The sequence below is a fragment of the Streptomyces sp. NPDC004732 genome (genome assembly GCF_040609235.1).
Taxonomy (GTDB): domain Bacteria; phylum Actinomycetota; class Actinomycetes; order Streptomycetales; family Streptomycetaceae; genus Streptomyces.
The window spans coordinates 105295-123658 of sequence record NZ_JBEXJR010000014.1; the positions used below are offsets into that span (position 1 = coordinate 105295).

Genomic DNA, 18364 nt, shown 5'->3' on the forward strand with positions numbered 1-18364 from the left:
CATGTGGCCAGAAAATCAGCCGCCCGGGGGCGAGCAGAACCCGCAGGACCAGAGTCAGAACCCGTACCAGCAGCCGGGGTACCAGCAGCCGAACCCGTATCAGCAGCCGGGATACCAGCAGCAGCCTGCGGGTGGCTACCAGCAGCAGCCGCACTCGGGCGCGTACTCGCAGCCCGAGCAGTCGCAGTGGGCGGCTCCGACGCCGCCGCCCATGCCGCCGCAGCAGGCCGGTGGCGGACAGGGCGGTGGCGGCGGCAACAAGACGAAGGTCACCGCCATCGTGGCGGCGCTCGCCGTGGTGGTGGCGGCCGGGGTCACCGGCTTCCTGGTCTTCGGCGGCGATGACGACAAGAACGACGAGGCGGGCCCCGCGAAGCCCTCGAAGTCCGCGCCGAAGAAGCCGAGCCCGTCGGCGAGTGACGACGGGAACGCGCGCGAGGGCGACGACAACAAGCCCATGATCGACGGCTGGCAGGTCGTCGTGAACCCCAAGTGGGGCACCGCCTTCGACGTCCCGCCGGACTGGAAGGTCGAGACGCCGGACACCTTCATCGCCTTCGACGACCGCAAGGAAGAAGGCGCGAAGACGATCATCGGCATGTCCGCGCCCGCGATCTTCAAGGACAAGTGGTGCACGTCCGACGACGACAAGGACGGCGAGCCCGACGACACCTCGCTCGCCGCGGTCGGCACCAAGGGCCAGAACGGCGCCAAGAACACCAAGGACGTCGCGCGCAACGACTCGGCCTGGTGGGTCTTCGGCGGCTACACCGAGCAGACGAAGGCCGACAAGAAGAAGATCAAGATCGGCGAGATCGAGGACTTCACCACCAAGTCCGGGGTCAAGGGCAGCGTCGCCACGTCGACGACGTCCGGTGCCGCCACGTCGGCCAAGTGCGACTCCGAGGGCAAGGCCACCACGTTCGCCTTCAAGAACGGCGCCGGTGAATTCGTCGCCTGGACCCTCTACGGCGCCAAGGGCGTCAAGGAAGAGGTCTCCGACGACCTCGTGAAGAAGATCCTCGGCACGGTGCGGCTGAGCAAGGAGACGCCCGAGTCCTGAGGCGGCCCGCACGGAATCGGTTTGGCAAGTCGGCCGCCCGCCGGGGATAGTCCCGGCGTGACGACTCCCGCCCCCGCGCCGAGCCGCCGCCCCTCCTGGGCAGGCCGCAACTACACGCTGCTGACCGCCGCCGCGATCGTGACGAACCTCGGAAGCCACGGGGCGTTGATCGCGGCGGCGTTCGCGGTGCTCGACGCGGGAGGCGACGGCGGGGACGTCGGGCTCGTGGCGGCCGCGCGGACGCTGCCGCTCGTGCTGTTCCTGCTCATCGGCGGGGCGCTCGCCGACCGGCTGCCGCGGCACCACGTCATGGTCGCGGCCAACGCCCTCAACTGCGTGTCGCAGGCCGCCTTCGCCGTGCTCGTCATCGCGGGCGAACCCCAGCTCTGGCAGATGATGCTGCTCGGCGGGCTTGGCGGCGTCGGCCAGGCCTTCTTCGGGCCCGCCGCCGAGGGCATGCTGATGTCGTCGGTCAGCGGCGAGCAGGTCGGCCGCGCGTTCGCGCTGTACCGCATGGCGATGCAGGGGGCCGGGCTCGGCGGGGCGGCGCTCGGCGGTCTGCTGGTGGCGGCGATCGGTCCCGGCTGGGTGCTTGCGGTGGACGCCGCGGCGTTCGCGGTCGCGGGGGCGCTGCGGTGCTTCCTCGATGTGAGCCACATCCCGAAGCGGGCGCCCGGCGAGGGGCTCATCGCCGACCTGCGGGACGGCTGGCGCGAGTTCACCGGACGGCCCTGGCTCTGGTCGATCGTGGCGCAGTTCTCGGTGGTGGTGGCGGTGGTCGGCGCCGCCGAGTCGGTGTTCGGGCCGCTGGTGGCGCGCGACGAGCTGGGCGGCGCCGGGCCGTGGGGCCTGGCACTCGGCGCGTTCGGCGCGGGCACGGTCGGCGGGGCGTTCCTGATGATGCGGTGGAAGCCGCGGCGCCTGCTGTTCGCGGGCACCCTCTGCGTCTTCCCGCTGGCCGCGCCCTCGGCGGCGCTCGCCGTGCCGCTGCCGGTCGCCGGTCTCGCCGCGGTGATGTTCGTCAGCGGTGTGGCGATCGAGGTGTTCGGCGTCTCTTGGATGACCGCGCAACACATTGGTGAACGTAACCTCACGTCTGGGTCTCGCGCCGCTTTGCCGCACTGGGTGGTGTGGCTACGGTTCGTCCCTCGTCTCGCCTTCCAGTAGTTCACGGATCGCTGTGAGATTGTTCAGGTGGATGGCGGTGGTGGGGTGGTCGGGGCCGAGTGCGGCCTCGGTGATGGCCAGCGCCCGCTCCTTCAGCGGCAGGGCCTTGGCGTACTGCCCCAGGTCGCTGAAGGTGGATGCCAGGTTGCCCAGGCGGAGGGCGGTGTCGGGATGGTCGGGACCGAGCACGGCCTCGCTGATGGCCAGCGCCCGCTCCTCCAGCGGCAGGGCCTCGGCGTACCGTCCCAACACACTGAAGGTGGCTGCCAGGTTGCCCAGGCGGGTGGCGGTGATGGGGTGGTCGGGGCCGAGTGCGGCCTCGCTGATGGCCAGCGCCCGCTCTTCCAGCGGCAGGGCCTCGGCGTACTGCCCCAGGTCGCTGAAGGTGTATGCCAGGTTGCCCAGGCGGAGGGCGGTGTCGGGGTGGTCGGGGCCGAGTGCGGCCTCGCTGATGGCCAGCGCCCGCTCCTTCAGCGGCAGGGCCTCGGCGTACCGTCCCAACACACTGAAGGTGGCTGCCAGGTTGCCCAGGCAGAGGGCGGTGTCGGGGTGGTCGGGGCCGAGCACGGCCTCGCTGATGGCCAGCGCCCGCTCCTTCAGCGGCAGGGCCTCGGCGTACCGTCCCAACACACTGAAGGTGGCTGCCAGGTTGCCCAGGCGGGTGGCGGTGGTGGGGTGGTCGGGGCCGAGCACGGCCTCGGTGATGGCCAGCGCCCGCTCCTCCAGCGGCAGGGCCTTGGAGTACTGCCCCAGGTTGCTGAAGGTGTATGCCAGGTTGCCCAGGCAGAGGGCGGTGGTGGGGTGGTCGGGGCCGAGCACGGCCTCGGCGATGGCCAGCGCCCGCTCCTCCAGCGGCAGGGCCTTGGCGTGCCGCCCCAGGTTGCTGAAGGTGTATGCCAGGTTGCCCAGGCAGAGGGCGGTGTCGGGGTGGTCGGGGCCGAGCACGGCCTCGGCGATGGCCAGCGCCCGCTCCTCCAGCGGCAGGGCCTTGGAGTACTGCCCCAGGTCGCTGAAGGTGTATGCCAGGTTGCCCAGGCGGGTGGCGGTGGTGGGGTGGTCGGGGCCGAGCACGGCCTCGGTGATGGCCAGCGCCCGCTCCTTCAGCGGCAGGGCCTTGGCGTGCCGCCCCAGGTCGCTGAAGGTGGCTGCCAGGTTGTTCAGGCGGGTGGCGGTGTCGGGGTGGTCGGGGCCGAGCACAGCCTCGGTGATGGCCAGCGCCCGCTCCGCCAGCGGCAAGGCTTGGTTTGCCTGGCCGCGGGCCGATACGTAGAACGCCGCTGCCCCGAGCAAGTCAGCGGATTTCAGGGCCGTTTCCGCGCCGTGATGGTGTGCGCTCACGGCTTGCACATGGGGTAGCAGGTCTTGCCATTCCGGCCAGGTCTGCACGTCCTCAGGACTATCCGACGGCATGGCTGCATACAGCAACGCCAGGGCGGATTCGCTTGGGTGAGGTGGGCTGGCAGGCCGAGATCGGCGCAGCAGTCTCCGGACCCTGCCGGATGACGATGGTGGAGTGGGCGCCGTGGTGGTGCTGCGCAACACCGCCTGCACAAGGCGGTGGACGGTAACAGTGGCGTCGGTGAGGGTGATCATGCTGTAAGCAGCAAGTGTTCCCAGCGCATGATCCACATCCGGAACCCCGGGCATGGAGGTCCCGAGTACTCGGCGGGGCAAGGGCTCGGATCCGCAGTGGGCCAAGATGCGCAGCAGCTCAACTGCATGCTGGTCAGCAGCGTGTACTGCATTGAGCGTGACACTCCACAACTGGGCAATGGTGCGCTGCTGCGGGTCACCGGGCGGAGTGGCGGCCAGCACGCCAGCGGGATCTGCACGCAGCTTCTTCAGATAGTCGTCTGCGCTGGTGCAGGTTTGTGCCATGTACGCCCCCGCTTGCTGCAGAGCCAAGGGCAGATGCCCAAGATTCTCGGCAAGGTCGGCAAGCCCCCCGGCATCGCTATCGCCGCGAACGCCGGTGATCTCTTGAAGCACCACTACGGAGTCTTCAGGGGCGAGGGTGCCCAGACGCAGAGGGCTGCCAAGGTCCTGCCAGGGAAGATCGCGGCGAGTGGTGACCATGGTCTGACCGGTGCTCAAGGAGCCTAGATAGGGGCGCAGGTCGGCCGGATCTTCCGCGTTGTCGAAGACCAACAGCCACCCGGTGCGACCCTGCAGCCATGTCACAGCCCATGCTGCGGCTTCCTCCAGCGGTAGCGCGCCGTGCACCGGATTGAGGGCTGTGGCCAGGGAGGCCAGAGCGGCGGTGATGGCTGGAGCCGATGATGCTTCGATCCACCACACCGGCCCATGCCCGGTCGCCAGATACGAGCGGGCATGGTGCAGGACCAGGGTGGTCTTGCCAACCCCGCCCATCCCGCGCACGGTCTGCGTGACGATGCCTGTCCCCGTCGCGGGCAAGCTCTGCAACGCGGCCAGCGCGTCATTTCGTCCTTTGAAAACGCGGCTGTCGAGCGCAGGTAGATTGTTGATCCGCTCAACCGCTTCATCCTCAATCGCGGCCCGGAGTGCCCCAGGAGGTATGACGAGGTTCCGCTGCTCGATTCGAGCTTGGTCGCCGGTAGCGATCACTCCCGAGCTGTGGCCTGCCGCAGTGGAACGGTCTCCCGGCGGCGACGGAATCTGTGCCTCAGTCATCGCTGAACGGAGCCGTTGTCTCCCGTGATGATGATCCCGGAATTGTCTTGAGTGACCACCGCCCGCTCACCAGAAGCGGTCTGTGCACCCGCAGGCGGAGTGGGCGAGGGGGTAGGGGAGCCGATTTGCGCCGATGCCCAGGCACCGAGCACACCCGCAATCACGGCTCCGGCACCCGCACCCGTGCCGATCCGGGTCGCCTGATCCCACGGCAGCAGCACATCCCCTAGCCATACGCACACGCCGAACACCATCAACGCCCCGGCGATTACCAGCAACCAACGCCCCGTGCGGCCCATCTGACGCCCCCTCACGCTATGTGATGGCCCATCATCCCACTGCCGGATGCCGAACAAGGCCTCCCGGCCGAACTTCAGTGCTGGGTCCTTCGTGACGGCTCAGAACGAAGGAAGCCTCTCGTTGTACGACCGTCACTGACTGCACGGACCGAGGATTGATCCGCTGGGCCCCTCGTCCTGAAGGGGCGCCACGGTACGGTCGATGTCGTGTCCGGCGCGCGCGGGTTGGTCGCCCGAAGTGTGCGTCGGTTGATCGCGCGCGACTAGGGGAGCTGGTACGGGCATGGCGGTTGACGCTGCTCGGGGGTCGGAAGAGGGGTTCACGTCGGCGAGGGCGACGCGGGTGATGGTGGCCGCGTGCCAAGCCGCGGGGCTCGACGACAGGGGTGCGGAGTTGATCCGTCTCGGGGAGAACGCACTGTTTCGGCTGGCCTCCATACCGGTGATCGTGCGCGTGGCTCGTGGGACGGAGTGGCTACCTAAAGCCCGTACCGAAGTGGGCGTCTCCCGCTGGCTGACCGCTGAAGGGTTCCCCGCTGCTCGCGTCATCGAGGATCTTGAGCAGCCGCTCTTGATCGACGACCACCCCGTGACGTTCTGGCACCTGATCGTCGAGGGCGACCGGAAGGCGACATATGGCGAGCTGGGCGGTGTACTGCGGGATCTGCACTCGCTGTCTGTGCCGGATGGCCTTCACCTGCCGTCGTTCGAGCCCTTCGACAAGCAGGAGTTGCGCCTTGATCGGGCCGTGATCCCGGACGATGACAAGGTCTTTCTGCGGAAGCGGGCGCGGGAGCTGCGGGACAAGTTCGCCGAGCTGCGGTTCGCGACGCCGAAGGGTCCCGTACACGGGGACGCTCACGTGCAGAACCTCATGGTGGATGACCAGGGGCAAGTGATCCTGATCGACTTCGAAGGGTTCTGCTTCGATCATCCTGAGTGGGATCTGATGGTCACGGCTACCGAGCACCACAGCCTCGGGTGGCAGACCGACGAGCAGTACGCCGACTTCGTGGCCGCTTACGGGCGCGACCTGTACGACTGGGACGGGTACGAGACGCTGCGGGGCCTGCAGGAGTTCAGCATGACGACGTGGCTCATGCAGAACGTGCAGGAGGATGAGCGCACGGCGGCTGAGTACAGGCGGCGTATAGCTGGGCTGCGTAACGACGACGAACCCCGGGACTGGCGGCCTGACGGCGCTTGGTAGGTGCTGCTACTCGTCTTCCAAGCGGGCCACTGCCTCTCGGACCTTGTCATTGAACGCTGCCACGGTGGCGTTCGCCGAGTGCTCGCTGACCTCGCGCTGGAAGTCGTTCACATAGCGCTGGAAGCGCGCGGACTGGAGCGTGTCACCGCCGTCGACCGCAAGGCTGGCAGTCGTGACCGCGGCCTCCAACTCGCCGGTCAACAAATGGCTTTGCGCGAGCACCATGCGACAGAACCCGAGCGTCCGGGCGTACTGCGGGTCGGTGTTGTTCACGGCTCGCTGCGCGTGCACAACAGCTTCGCGGCGCTGCTTGAGATCACGGAAGCAGTGACAGAACTCCCCCATGAGCTCCGCGGAGTCGAAGTAGCTGAGCCACTCGGGGTCTTCGCCGGTATCGGCACGCTCGAAGGAACGCTCGGCCTCGTTCATGGCCCGACCGGCGCCGATGGGGTCCCCGGCGTTGGACAGGGCGCGTGCCTCCATCGCGGAGAACAACGCCATGGCTCTCGGTGTTGCCCTGCCGTGTGCACCCTCCACACCGGCGCGGGCGAGTTGGATCGCCTGGGCATGGTTGCCCAGATAGTTCGCCTGGTGGCTGAGGTTGGACAGAATGCGGGCGCCGAACATCCGATCGTCGATGACCTTGGTCAGGCGTAGCGTCGAGAGTAGGTAGCGGTGCGAGAGTCCGTGGTTCCCGCTGTCGTACGCCGTCCATGCGAGCAGTTGGGCGATCTCGGCTGCGGCCTCGAAGAGCGAGTTGCCGACCTTCTCGCTGTAGCTGGCGCCGAGCAGAGGCAGAACCTCATGTCGGAAGTAGTGGCGCAATGCCTTGTGCCCATGGCCGCCGCCGTACAGGAAGTCGAGACGCATGAACATGTCCGCGGCGGTCCGTACAGCTCGTACGTCGCGCATGCCGACGCGTTGGGATGCAGGTCTGTCTGCCTGCACTCCATCGGGGCGAGCGACCATCCACGAGAGGACGGCCGCGCTCAGGTCTCCGTCGGCGACCACCAACCCGTCGCCGTCCGTAGCCTCCGGTCGCTCCTGGGCCAGGCCGTCGAGCATGGTCAGTGCGTCGGGTAAGGACTGCTGGTAGCTGACCTGCATCGATCTGGACGGTGCCGACTGGCTGAAGAATCCCAGATCAGCAGCAGTGACCCGGCGGCGCAGCTTGGAACTCAGCGCGTCCGCCATGATCGTCGCTGTTTGCGGCTGGATACCTGAGCCGGACCGCCACCGCTGTACCGCGATGTGGGTTGTCCCGAGCTCGATGCCGCGCTGCTGCGCAAGATCACGCATGCGCTTGGCCAAGCCCTTGTTCGACACCTGTGCCTCGTCCATCGCGGAGATCAATTGCGCGTTCGGCTCTCGGTTCATGCTCTCCTGCCAACCCGAGATGACGGCTTGCATTCATCGTGGCACAGGCCGTTGATGCCTGAGGGGTTCATTGGTGAACCCCCCTCTGCTGCACCGGTGTTCACGTGAACCCCCTGGCGAACGCTCCCGATCGCACGCGCTGCGCCGTTCACTGGTCGGCACAGAAAGCGGCGGATCACAGGTCCCGTCGGCCTTCGAGAGGGGACGCTATGAATGCACCGGATAGCAAACGCCTAGCGAACACTTCTGTGGTGCCCGCTACTCACGCTCAAGAGCGAGTGCAGGCCGCTGGACACTTCCGTGCGCTGACGCTCTTCGCCGAGTCGCCGGACTCCGTGCGCGGCTCACGCCAGATGGTGGGCGCATGTCTACGGGACTGGGGCCTACCTCTGCTCATCGATGACGCCTGCCTGGTCGTCTCCGAGCTGGTCGGCAACGTCGTTCACCACGCAGTGCCGGACGAGTGCCTGGCCCGACCAGGGAATGCGCGACGCGTCGACATCACCCTGAAGATGTGGCCGAAGTGGCTGTTCATCGGTGTGAGTGACGAAGATTCGACTCCGCCTGATCTGCCAGTGGGCGAGGTCATGTCACCTGATCTGGCGGTCGAGTTCTCTGAGGCAGTGCTGCCCGACAGAGGGCGCGGTCTCTTCATCGTGCACCGTCTCGTCGACTCCGTCTGGTGGTCACCAGGGGATGTGGGCGGAAAGACCGTGTGGTGCCGCATCGACCTCGACTGCGGTTCCGGCGACAGATCGGCCTAGAGATCGCCGGGCCGCTGTCCCCCTGCATGCTCCCTCGCGATCGGGAGTGTGGACGGCAGCCCGGTCACCGGCCGAGGCCTGACCCCCTCGGCCTGCAAGAGGCGTGGCCCCCTGGGTGAGCTCAACACCTCCCCCAGGGGCCGCGCTTCACAACCTCATAGCGAGACCGGACCACCCCCGCGCCGGGAAGCAACCGGGGTGGTCCGGGAGGGGACTCAGCGGTCCCCGGTGCCTGATGGTACCGGGGCCGTTGCGCTGCGTTTATGCCCTGGGCCAAGGAAGTTGACGATCCGAAACCTGGAGCAGAACAGAGGTGGGCAGAGTGACCGGCGCGAGTGAGGACGGGTTGAGGGATGGTCTCGACGTCGAGGGTGCGGGCTTTGGACTGTGGGTATCCGGCGTCGACTACGTAGCGGGCTGGCGTGAGGCACGGGCGAGCGCAGACCGGCTGAACAGGGCACTGCTCGGGGCGGGGTTCGAGCTGTCTCAGGTGCGGGCGGTCGCCTCGACGGATGAGGACGGACGCGGGCTCGTACGCCTGGCGGGCTGTCCTACCGCGGTGGCCCGGCTCGCCGGGCTCCTGGAGGCGGTCGCGGATGGCGACGGTGGTGGTACGGCGTGAGGCGCCCAGCCGCTGATGAGGGCCGCGGGTGGGCACGTCGTCGGCCGCAGAGACTTTGGGCGGTAGCTGCCATGGGGCGAGTGAACAGGGGGCCTTACGCTCGCCCGGCGCATCGGGCAGGTACTGGACCTGCCCGCTGGTGTGCCCGATGGGCCCCCTGTTCTTCGAGGCTCGCCCCATGGGAGCTGCCTAAAGTCTCGGAGGCCGTCGACCCCCAGCCCCGTGGGCCCCGACCGGGGACGGCCGGACCACGTCTCGCCTCCTGGGGCGCGCTGTTGTGGTGCGGGCCGCGGGGCGACCGGCCGGGACCGGCGGCCACGCCGCACGCCCGGCCGGGGCGCCATGGCGGCCCGGCGCGCCGCAGGCGCGCCCTTGAGGAAGTAGAGAAAGTTTCGACCGATCGTCGGCTCTCAGGCGCGGGCGCGCCGCGCGGGCTCCTTGTCGGCGGTGATCCGATAGGCGAGCTCGGCACGGTCCGCTCCGACGCGGAGTTCTTCGAGCATCAAGGGGCGGTCGTCGGTGCCGTGCGTGATGCGGGCGACGTGCAGGATCGGTGTCGCATCGGGCAGGCGCAGCGTGGTGCGCTCGTCGGGAAGCGGCATGCGGGCGCGGACCGTCTCGGACCACCACAGCTTGTGCCCGGCCTGCGTCATGAGCTCGTAGGCGGTGGCGGGGGGCGGGCCTGGCGGCGTCTCTCCAAGAGCCGGGATGTCCGCTGCTACGGCGAGCGGGGTGATCGTGCGGTGCATGGCGCGGGTGGTGCTGGCGGGGTCGATGAGCAGCCGGTCGCAGACGAAGAGCTCTTCCTCGGCGGCGATGCCGAGCAGCTGGCCGTTGGCCTGGGTGGCGCGGGCGCGGTACGGGGTCGGCTCCTCGGCCTCGTCCCAGACGGCGCCGTTGGGCAGGACGAACTTCCCGTCCCGGGCGCGGCTGATGCGGCGTTCGATGGTGACGGCGGGCTGGCCGTCGGAGCGCACGAAGCTGCCCTTGCCGTGGCGGACTTCGATCAGTCCCTCGGCCCGCAGGGCGGCGACGGCGTTGCGGACGGTGGGGCGGGACACCCCGTAGCGCTGGATGAGCTGCGCCTCGGAGGGCAGCGGGGCGCCGGGCTCGAACTCGCCCGACAGGATCGCTTCCCTGATCGCTGCGGCCACCTGCTGGTAGAGGGCTCCGGGGCGTTGGATCTCCGTCATCTCGGCACCTTCGGATTGAAGTCGTAGGCACGTCGCACGCGCGACATCACTCGTCAGCATAAGTACTTGACCCCTCGGAGTACACCGCTCCATAGTCGCAACTCGTAAGGACAAGTGACGTCCGAATATGCAGGGCGTCGAAACGGCCAGGGAGGCCCACGCAATGCAGTCCATCCCCGTGGACACGGCGCGGCTCGGCGTACTGCGGTGCGCCATCGCGCCCGAAGCAAAGATCAGCAATCCCGACACACAGGAGGTGAAGAAGGACCGGGACGGCAACACCGTCTACACCGTGGCCGTCACCGTGCGGCAGGACCGGCGGCGTATCTCCGTGATCGAGATCGCCGTGCCCGGCGAGCCCAAGGGCATCGACGAAGGCCAGATCGTCAAGGTCACCGGCCTGGTGGCGTTCGCCTGGGCGATGGGCGACCGGCACGGCGTCAGCTTCCGCGCCGACGCCATCACCCCCGTCCCCGGCCTCACGGCCCCGGCCACGCCCAAGGGCGGCGGGGGCGCCTGATGAACGCGATCCTGCTCGCCCTCGGACTCGCCGCACTCGCCTGGGTGTTCGTGGTGGTCGACCTGCTGCGGCGGCACCGCCCGGCCTGGCACTGGTATCTCACCGGATACCCGGTGACCGCCTGCCGGGTGCTGTGGACCTGGCGCAAGGTCGCCATGCTCAACGACCTCGCGATCACCCGACGTCCGCCCCGCGGCCTGGTCGGCGACCTGGTCGTCAAGGGGGACCCGCTGCGGCCGGTCGCCCCGCGCATCTCGTTCCCCAGAGCCACCCGCATGGGACTGACCCTCTCCGTGCGGCTGCACGCGGGACAGACCCCGGCGACGTTCATGCAGGCCGCCGAAGCGCTCGTGCACGCCTGGAAGGTCCACGCCGTGCGCGTCACCTCGCCCGAACGCGGCCGCGTGCTGCTGACCGCCACGGCCAGTGATCCACTGGCCCGGCCCGGCTTAGTCTCGGCCCCGGCCGCACTCCTGTCCGCGCTCATCGGCGCACTGGAGAGCGGCGGGGCCTGGGTAATGGACCTCCGGCTGGTGCCGCACTGGCTGATCGCCGGGGCCACCCGCTCGGGCAAGTCCACCCTGCTGGCCCGGCTGATCACCCAACTCGCCCCGCAGGACGTCGCCCTGGTCGGCATCGACTGCAAGGGCGGCATGGAACTGGGGCTGTTCGCCGGGCGGCTCAGCGCCCTCACCACATGCCGCCGTGAGGCGGTCGCCGTGCTCACCGCGCTCGTCATCGACATGCACGACCGCATGCACGCCTGCCGGACGGCCGGTGTCCGCTCGATCTGGGAACTGCCCGACCCGTTGCGCCCCGTGCCCGTCGTGGTGATCGTCGACGAGCTGGCCGAGCTCTACCTATCCGACGGCCGACGCGAGAGCCGGGCAGAGGCGGAACAGTGCTCCACGCTCCTGCTCCGCCTGGCCCAACTCGGTGCCGCACTCGGCATGCACCTGGTCGTCGCCGGACAGCGCGTCGGCTCGGACCTCGGCCCCGGCGTCACCGCGCTGCGCGCCCAGCTCGGCGGCCGGATCTGCCACCGCGTCAACGATCCCGGCACCGCGGAGATGACCCTCGGCGATCTCAACAAGGACGCGGTGGCCGTCGCCCAGTCGATCACCGCTGAGGAACAGGGCGTGGCCGTCTGCACGGGCCCGGACGGCGGGTGGAGCCGCGCCCGCTCGCACCTGACGACCACCGAAGAGGCCGTGGCCACCGCCCGTCAGCACGCGGTCCTGACCCCGGCCCTGCCCGCCATAGACCGCGCTCTCGCGGCCCTGGGAGGCGACAACAAGTGATCAACGAAGGTACGGCGTTCACGCTCTCGGTGATCTTCGGGATCATCACCGTCCTCCTCGTCCGCTCCCGCGACGTACGCGCCTGGGAAGCGGTCTGCGTCGGCCTCTTCGGCATCTACCTCGGCCAGACCCCGGTCGTCTTCACCGTCCACGGACTCGTCACCTGGCTCATCAACGGCTTCTCCCACCCGTAACCCCTGACCAGGAAGGACGAACCGCCATGCCCATGAGCCGCGTGAAGTGCCCGACCTGCAAGGGCGAAGGAGCCCGCACCACCTGGACCGGACGGCCACACCGCCACCGCTGCCGCCTGTGCCGGGGCGCCGGAACCATCCACTGACCCAGACACCCCCTCCACACCGACGACCAACGGAGCGCACCCATGACCGACACCGGCCCACCATCTGATCGCCGTGCCGCTTCGGCGGCCCACCCCGGAAGGTCCCCACCATCACCCCGGACACCACCCCGGCTGGCAGGCGCGCCACCCTCGACCGCGCGGCGCGCCTGCGTCAGCTCTCCGAAACAGACCGCGACGCCATCCGCATCGCCCAAGATCCTGCGTATGCCCGCTGGCTGGCCCAGATCACCGCCACCGGCGGCTGCGCCCACCCGATCCACCTGACCGGCTCGACCACCACCCGAGACGTCACGACCGGCGAGATCCTGCACCGCTACGTCACTCGCGACGAACCCGGCGAGCGTTTGTCCGTCCGCTGCCGAAACAGGCGCGCGACCGTCTGCGCACCGTGCTCCCGCCTCCATGCCGGGGACACCTTCCACCTCGTCCGCGCGGGCCTCCTCGGCGGCAAGACCGTCCCCACCACGGTCCGGGCCCGGCCCCGGCTCTTCGTCACCCTCACCGCCCCGTCCTTCGGACCCGTGCACCGCGCCGGGGATCGCTGCCGCCCTCGGCGCAACGGTGGCGACTGCGATCACGGCCGTCCGCGCGGCTGCGGAACCGTCCATGCCTCAGCTGATCCCCATGTCGGGCAGCCTCTGTGCGGCAACTGCTACGACTACCCGGCCCACGTCCTCTGGCACGCGCACGCGGGCAAGCTGTGGGACCGCTTCGTCATCGGCGTCCGGCGCCAACTCGCATCGTCCGTCGGCCTGCCTCAGTCCCGCTTCTCCGACCACGCACGGCTGTCCTTCGCCCGGGTCGCCGAGTACCAGAAACGGGCGGCCGTCCACGTCCATGCGGTCGTGCGCCTCGATGGACCGGTCGGGCCGGACGAGGAACCCCCGGCATGGGGCACCGCGGACCGACTCACCGAAGCTGTGCACGCCTCCGCGCATCGTGCCCGGGTGCCCACGCTCTACAGTCCGGCCGTCGGTGAACTCGCCCTTCGCTGGGGCGCACAGATCGACGTCCGGCCGCTGAACTCCGACGGCGCCGGACCGGATGACGATGCGGTGGCCGCGTACATCGCCAAGTACGTCACCAAGGGAGCAAGCGAAACAGGTGCAGGCATCGACCACCGGCTTTCGAGCTGCGATGACATCGGCTTGGCTCCCGTGTCCGGGCATATCCGGAACCTCATGTACACCTGTTGGCGCCTCGGCGGACTTGCCGAGTTCGCACCGCTGCACCTGCGGGCCTGGGCTCACACCCTCGGGTATCGCGGACACATCCTGACCAAGTCACGCGCCTACTCGACGACCTTTGCGGCTCTGCGCGCCGAGCGAGCCACACACCAGGGAACCGGCATCGACGATCCTCCCGGCACGATCACCGATGCCCACTGGCGCTACGTCGGCTCCGGCCACACGCCCGGTGCAGCCTTGCTCGCAGCAGGGGTGTCCGAGGACCTGGCTGCCAATCGTGAGGCTGTCCGCGATGAGCTGACTGCCGTGAGAGGGCAGCTCAGTGACGAGTCCGCATGACGGAGAGACGAATGAGGATATGGCCTGGGCGCGGGCCCATGCGCGCAAGTCACCCCGCTGGTCCGATCGCCAATGGCGACGGATGAACGCTGTCCTCGGGGTGGAAGTATCCACTCGCGACAGAGCCCGCCCTCGTCGTTGCGCGAGGTGACGGGCTCCGGACCGGCCTAGGCCCTACGTCTCGGCGTACACCGGAACAAGCCGGTCCCGCAGGGGCACACGGCGCCCGCTCCCAACAGGGAGAACGATCACAGCTGTCAGCGTCCGCGCGATGTACGACCGACGCTCAGCGAGGGTGACCCCGTCTCTGTGCCACTCCTTGGCCATGTCCACGGGTTTGCCCTGATGAGTGAGCGTCTGACGCTGCCACGCATTGCGCTCCTTCTTCAGCCGCTGCTCGTCGGCCTCGTACTCGGCGAGATCGGAGTAGTAGCGCTCAGCGCTTATCTTCCGGGATCTGCGGGCTCGCTTGAGATCGGCAATGTCTTCACGGATGATCTCCAGCTCAGCCACTTTCGGCCATGGCTGCGGGGCCTTGACCGCCTGACGCTTGCTTGCCTCTTCCTCGTACTTCGCGATGACGAGCTTAGCGAGCAGCTCGTCAGTTTCCGGGCCTCCGATCTTGACTCCGCCGCACCCTTTGCCCGTGGTCCTGGCCGGGCAGATGTAGTAGAAGTAGCCTTCCGGCTTACCTCGGCTCGGCGCTGCCTTCATCGCACGCAACACCGAACCGCACTCCTCCTTGCCGCACCGGAGAGTGCCGCTGGACAGATAGACGCGGGCGTTATGACCACCCCCGCGCATGGGGCCGTCACCGATGATCTCGTTGACGGCTTCCCACTCGGGCACAGTCAAGATCGCTGTCCACTGACCTCTGACGGGCTGGCCCTTGTCGTCGTGTGCGATCGTCATGAGCCTCGACTCTCGGCCCGATTCCGGGTCGAACTCGATCACTACGTACGATCGATATCCACACAGGCGGGGATTGCGCATCATGTCCCTGAGCCCAATCCATGTCCAAGGATTTCCCTTCGACGTGGTGACTCCCTTGCGATTCCAGTCCGCGACTATGGCGTGCCATTCGGCTCCCAGGGCAAGGCGCTTGGCCGCATCGCGAATGTGCTCGGCCTCGGTCGGGTTCAGGGTGCGCTTGTCTTGCTGCCACCCGAAGGGGCGCGTCCCTCCCACCGGTATGCCCCGGTCGCGTCGAGCCTTGTGATTGCGGCGTACGCGACGGGCAGTGTCGGCGGACTGTTTGTTGGCCATGGCTACCACGACACGTGCCATGGCACGACCGTTGTCCGTCAACAGGTCCAGCGTGCCCGTGATGTCGATGATCGGCCGTCGATAGTGCTCGCCAGTCTCGATCGCGTCTTCAAGGTGTCGCGGGTCACGCGTAAGACGGTCGATGTCGACGACGATCAACCCGTGGATGGGTTTCCCGTTCGGTGCTTCGCCTCGCTTTAGGTCTGCCAACGCCCCTTCGAAGACGGGCCGTACGACGCGATAGCCAATGCTGCCATCCGATAAGCGCACCCGCCTGCGCTTCCATGCGGAGGTATCCGGCTCCATGTAGGTGTAGACGTACTGTCCCCCACGGCTTTCGATGAACTGTCGGCCGTCCCTTTCCTGCTCCTCCGTGCTCCTGATGTCCCTGCTCGTCGTGAACCGCGGGGCGGCGCTCCCTAACTCATCGTCAGGAGAGAGCTCCCCCTCGGATTCTTCAGTGGAGAGCCGGGCCAGTCCCGCCCAGTTCTGCCCCTGTAACTGACCCCACTGTGCTTGTTGGACCAAGTCGTTTGCCATGTACGGAGGTTACTTACGAAGAGGTGCTGTGCGATGCACCAGGAGATCCCGGAGGAGAAGCTGTCGCGCGTCGCGGCCTACGACTGGTTCGGCTCGATCGCGATGGTCCCGCTGGCCACGGCGCTCGCGGGCCCCGCGGAGTCCGCGTTCGGCCGGACCCCGTCGCTCTGGGGCTGCGCGGCCCTGGTGGTCCTGGTGACGGCTGCCGTCCTCTTCGTCCCGGACGTACGCAACCTGACCCGGCGCACGACGCACGTCGCGTCGGCCGTGGCCGAGGCGTCAGCCCCCGATGGAGAAGGCGCCGTCGGGCGGCTCGGGTGACGGGACCGCCTCCTCGTCCCGTACCGGTCGCGCGTCCCCGATGAAGCGGCGCAGCGCGTCGCCGTGCTCGACCCGGGCGGGGAAGACGTCGGAGGCCGTGCGGCGGGCCAGCGCCTCGATGTCGATGGGCCGGTGCGCGGCGATCAGCACGGCGTTCCCGAAGCGGCGCCCGCGCAGCACGGACGGCTCGGCGATCAGTGCGAGCTCCTCGAAGACCTCGGCGAACGTGGCGAGTTGGGAGCGGAGGAAGGCGAACGGGGCGCCGTCGGCGAGGTTCGCGGCGTAGTGCCCGCCGGGGCGCAGCACCCGGTCGGCGGTCCGCGCGTACGCCACCGTGGTGAGGTGCGCGGGCACGCGTGAGCCGCCGAAGACATCGGCGACGACGATGTCGGCGCTGTCGTCCGGCGCCGCGTCGAGCCACGCCCTTGCGTCCGCGCCGTGCACGACGACGCCGCTCGCCCCGGCCAACGGCAGCCGCTCGGCGACCAGGCGGAGCAGCCCGCGGTCCGCCTCGACGACCTGCTGGCGGGAGCCCGGACGGGTCGCGGCGAGGTAGCGGGGCAGGGTGAGGGCGCCGCCGCCGAGGTGGGTGACGTCGAGCGGGGTGCGCGGGGCGGCCGCGGTGTCGAGGACGTGGGCGAGTCTGCGCGCGTACTCGAACTCCAGGTGGGTGGGGTCGTCCAGATCGACGTACGACTGGGGCGCTCCGTCGACGGTGAGCAGCCAGGCGCGCCGCCGGTCGACGTCGGGCATGAGCTTGGCCGTGCCGTGATCGACTTCCCGGGTCACCGGAACGGCTTCGTCCGCCGCCGCGCCCGCACCGCTGCCCAGGGCGTCCGCCCCGGCCCCGCCCTCGAACTCATGCTCGTCCACGCCGTCCATTGTGCCCGCCCGCCCCGGGGGCGGATTCCCCCGAGGCGGGCGGGACGGGCCGCGACCCGTCAGGCGACTTCCGTCACGGTGCCCGCGCCGACGGTGCGGCCGCCCTCGCGGACCGCGAAGCCGAGCCCTGTCTCCAGCGGTACGTCACGGCCGAGTTCGACCGTCATGGTGACCGTGTCGCCGGGGCGGGCCACGGCGGCCTCGCCGAGGTCGACGTCGCCGACCACGTCCGCGGTCCTGATGTAGAACTGCGGCCGGTACCCGGTGGCGATCGGCGTCGTGCGGCCGCCCTCCCTGGCCGACAGGACGTACACCTGCGCGGTGAAGCGGCGCCGTGGAGTGACGCTGCCGGGCGCCGCGACGACATGGCCGCGTCGTACGGCGTCGCGTGGCAGACCGCGCAGCAGCAGCGCCACGTTGTCGCCCGCCTGCGCCTCCTCCATCGGTTTGCCGAAGGTCTCCAGGCCGGTGACCACGGTCTCGGTGTCCGCGCCGAGGACCTCCACGCGGTCGCCGAGCCGGACGGTGCCGCGCTCCACGGCGCCGGTGACGACGGTGCCGCGCCCGGTGATGGTGAGCACGTTCTCGACGGGCAGCAGGAACGGCGCGTCGAGATACCGCTCGGGCATCGGCACGTACGTGTCCACCGCGTCGAGGAGTGCCTCGATCGAGGACGTCCACCGCGGGTCGCCCTCCAGCGCCTTCAGCCCCGAGACCCGTACGACGGGGACGGAGTCGCCTCCGTACCCGTGCGAGGAGAGCAGGTCGCGGACTTCAAGCTCGACGAGGTCGGTGAGCTCCTCGTCCCCCGCGTCGGCCTTGTTGAGCGCGACGACGATGTGGTCGACGCCGACCTGCCGGGCGAGCAGCACGTGCTCGGCGGTCTGCGGCATGATCCCGTCGAGCGCGGACACGACGAGGATCGCCCCGTCGAGCTGGGCGGCGCCGGTGACCATGTTCTTGATGTAGTCCGCGTGGCCCGGCATGTCCACGTGCGCGTAGTGCCTGGTGTCCGTCTCGTACTCGACGTGCGCGATGTTGATGGTGATGCCGCGCTGGGCCTCCTCCGGGGCGCGGTCGATGCGGTCGAAGGACACGTACTGGGTGCTGCTGTCGCCACCGCGCTCGCTGAGGACCTTGGTGATGGCGGCGGTCAGGGTGGTCTTGCCGTGGTCGACGTGCCCCATCGTGCCGATGTTCAGGTGCGGCTTCGTACGGACGTAGGCGGTCTTGGACATGGTGGTTCCTTCTCCGGAACTCGAAGCTGTTGTCCCGGACCCGCGGTGTGCGCGGTCGGGAC

General features: G+C 69.0%; 16 protein-coding genes and 1 pseudogene. 10 read left to right on the plus strand and 7 right to left on the minus strand.

Going from position 1 to position 18364, the window contains the following annotated elements; all coding sequences use genetic code 11:
- Position 1: 1 nt before the first annotated feature.
- Positions 2-1063, plus strand: coding sequence for a hypothetical protein (locus ABZV77_RS34540; RefSeq protein ID WP_356265784.1), 1062 nt, complete (start codon positions 2-4; stop codon positions 1061-1063).
- 57 nt (positions 1064-1120) lie between these two features.
- Positions 1121-2230 carry an MFS transporter gene (locus ABZV77_RS34545; protein WP_356265786.1) on the plus strand — a complete coding sequence of 370 codons (1110 nt, stop codon included), beginning with the start codon at positions 1121-1123 and terminating at the stop codon, positions 2228-2230.
- Here the strand turns inward: ABZV77_RS34545 and ABZV77_RS34550 are convergent.
- Together ABZV77_RS34550 and ABZV77_RS34555 are read right to left on the minus strand one after the other, a co-directional pair.
- The gene (locus tag ABZV77_RS34550; RefSeq protein ID WP_356265789.1) at positions 2198-4882 is read right to left on the minus strand and encodes a tetratricopeptide repeat protein; all 2685 of its coding nucleotides are present in this window, start codon (positions 4880-4882) and stop codon (positions 2198-2200) included. The genes ABZV77_RS34545 and ABZV77_RS34550 overlap by 33 nt on opposite strands.
- Positions 4879-5181: a hypothetical protein gene (locus ABZV77_RS34555; protein WP_356265792.1), complete on the minus strand. Its 303-nt coding sequence runs from the start codon at positions 5179-5181 to the stop codon at positions 4879-4881. Before ABZV77_RS34555 ends, ABZV77_RS34550 begins: the two co-directional genes overlap by 4 nt.
- Positions 5182-5464: 283 nt before the next feature.
- Here ABZV77_RS34555 and ABZV77_RS34560 point away from each other — a divergent pair, with 283 nt between their 5' ends.
- On the plus strand, positions 5465-6391 hold the full coding sequence (locus ABZV77_RS34560) for an aminoglycoside phosphotransferase family protein (protein WP_356265795.1): 927 nt from the start codon (positions 5465-5467) through the stop codon (positions 6389-6391).
- 6 nt (positions 6392-6397) lie between these two features.
- Here the strand turns inward: ABZV77_RS34560 and ABZV77_RS34565 are convergent, their stop codons facing one another.
- On the minus strand, positions 6398-7768 hold the full coding sequence (locus ABZV77_RS34565; protein ID WP_356265797.1) for a sporulation protein: 1371 nt from the start codon (positions 7766-7768) through the stop codon (positions 6398-6400).
- A 278-nt stretch (positions 7769-8046) separates the two neighbouring features.
- Here ABZV77_RS34565 and ABZV77_RS34570 point away from each other — a divergent pair, with 278 nt between their 5' ends.
- Both ABZV77_RS34570 and ABZV77_RS34575 read left to right on the plus strand, forming a co-directional pair.
- Positions 8047-8532, plus strand: a complete 486-nt coding sequence (locus tag ABZV77_RS34570) for an ATP-binding protein (RefSeq protein ID WP_356265800.1) — start codon at positions 8047-8049, stop codon at positions 8530-8532.
- A 322-nt stretch (positions 8533-8854) separates the two neighbouring features.
- Positions 8855-9154: a hypothetical protein gene (locus tag ABZV77_RS34575; RefSeq protein ID WP_356265803.1), complete on the plus strand. Its 300-nt coding sequence runs from the start codon at positions 8855-8857 to the stop codon at positions 9152-9154.
- A 410-nt stretch (positions 9155-9564) separates the two neighbouring features.
- Here the strand turns inward: ABZV77_RS34575 and ABZV77_RS34580 are convergent, their stop codons facing one another.
- Positions 9565-10347 (minus strand): GntR family transcriptional regulator, encoded by a 783-nt coding sequence (locus tag ABZV77_RS34580; RefSeq protein WP_356265806.1) that lies wholly within the window; start codon positions 10345-10347, stop codon positions 9565-9567.
- 163 nt (positions 10348-10510) lie between these two features.
- On the opposite strand from ABZV77_RS34580, the gene ABZV77_RS34585 reads away from it, so the two are divergent.
- From ABZV77_RS34585 to ABZV77_RS34600, 4 genes are all read left to right on the plus strand, one after another.
- On the plus strand, positions 10511-10867 hold the full coding sequence (locus ABZV77_RS34585) for a hypothetical protein (protein ID WP_356265809.1): 357 nt from the start codon (positions 10511-10513) through the stop codon (positions 10865-10867).
- Positions 10867-12168 (plus strand): FtsK/SpoIIIE domain-containing protein, encoded by a 1302-nt coding sequence (locus ABZV77_RS34590; RefSeq protein ID WP_356265811.1) that lies wholly within the window; start codon positions 10867-10869, stop codon positions 12166-12168. Before ABZV77_RS34585 ends, ABZV77_RS34590 begins: the two co-directional genes overlap by 1 nt.
- Complete coding sequence (locus tag ABZV77_RS34595) at positions 12165-12362, plus strand: hypothetical protein (RefSeq protein WP_356265814.1); 198 nt, start codon at positions 12165-12167, stop codon at positions 12360-12362. Before ABZV77_RS34590 ends, ABZV77_RS34595 begins: the two co-directional genes overlap by 4 nt.
- Positions 12363-12675: 313 nt before the next feature.
- Entirely contained in the window at positions 12676-14055 is a 1380-nt protein-coding gene (locus ABZV77_RS34600; RefSeq protein ID WP_356265993.1) for a replication initiator, read from the plus strand.
- A 174-nt stretch (positions 14056-14229) separates the two neighbouring features.
- Here the strand turns inward: ABZV77_RS34600 and ABZV77_RS34605 are convergent, their stop codons facing one another.
- Entirely contained in the window at positions 14230-15861 is a 1632-nt protein-coding gene (locus tag ABZV77_RS34605; protein WP_356265817.1) for a recombinase family protein, read from the minus strand.
- A gap of 30 nt (positions 15862-15891) precedes the next feature.
- Here ABZV77_RS34605 and ABZV77_RS34610 point away from each other — a divergent pair.
- Positions 15892-16182 (plus strand): annotated as a pseudogene (locus ABZV77_RS34610) (MFS transporter); the annotation flags it as partial.
- Here the strand turns inward: ABZV77_RS34610 and ABZV77_RS34615 are convergent.
- Together ABZV77_RS34615 and tuf are read right to left on the minus strand one after the other, a co-directional pair.
- Positions 16141-16935, minus strand: coding sequence for a fused MFS/spermidine synthase (locus ABZV77_RS34615; protein ID WP_356265996.1), 795 nt, complete (start codon positions 16933-16935; stop codon positions 16141-16143). The pseudogene ABZV77_RS34610 and the gene ABZV77_RS34615 sit on opposite strands and share 42 nt — an antisense overlap.
- Positions 16936-17123: 188 nt before the next feature.
- The gene (tuf, locus tag ABZV77_RS34620) at positions 17124-18302 is read right to left on the minus strand and encodes an elongation factor Tu (protein WP_356265820.1); all 1179 of its coding nucleotides are present in this window, start codon (positions 18300-18302) and stop codon (positions 17124-17126) included.
- Positions 18303-18364: the final 62 nt, after the last annotated feature.

Bases quoted from the DNA above. Each gene is read 5' to 3' on its own strand.
- ABZV77_RS34560 (WP_356265795.1), top strand. From the start codon at position 5,465: ATGGCGGTTGACGCTGCTCGGGGGTCGGAAGAGGGGTTCACGTCGGCG.
- ABZV77_RS34605 (WP_356265817.1), bottom strand. From the start codon at position 15,861: ATGGCAAACGACTTGGTCCAACAAGCACAGTGGGGTCAGTTACAGGGG.
- tuf (WP_356265820.1), bottom strand. From the start codon at position 18,302: ATGTCCAAGACCGCCTACGTCCGTACGAAGCCGCACCTGAACATCGGC.
- ABZV77_RS34590 (WP_356265811.1), top strand. From the start codon at position 10,867: ATGAACGCGATCCTGCTCGCCCTCGGACTCGCCGCACTCGCCTGGGTG.
- ABZV77_RS34585 (WP_356265809.1), top strand. From the start codon at position 10,511: ATGCAGTCCATCCCCGTGGACACGGCGCGGCTCGGCGTACTGCGGTGC.
- ABZV77_RS34540 (WP_356265784.1), top strand. From the start codon at position 2: ATGTGGCCAGAAAATCAGCCGCCCGGGGGCGAGCAGAACCCGCAGGAC.
- ABZV77_RS34615 (WP_356265996.1), bottom strand. From the start codon at position 16,935: ATGCCCGACGTCGACCGGCGGCGCGCCTGGCTGCTCACCGTCGACGGA.
- ABZV77_RS34550 (WP_356265789.1), bottom strand. From the start codon at position 4,882: ATGACTGAGGCACAGATTCCGTCGCCGCCGGGAGACCGTTCCACTGCG.
- ABZV77_RS34555 (WP_356265792.1), bottom strand. From the start codon at position 5,181: ATGGGCCGCACGGGGCGTTGGTTGCTGGTAATCGCCGGGGCGTTGATG.
- ABZV77_RS34580 (WP_356265806.1), bottom strand. From the start codon at position 10,347: ATGACGGAGATCCAACGCCCCGGAGCCCTCTACCAGCAGGTGGCCGCA.
- ABZV77_RS34565 (WP_356265797.1), bottom strand. From the start codon at position 7,768: ATGAACCGAGAGCCGAACGCGCAATTGATCTCCGCGATGGACGAGGCA.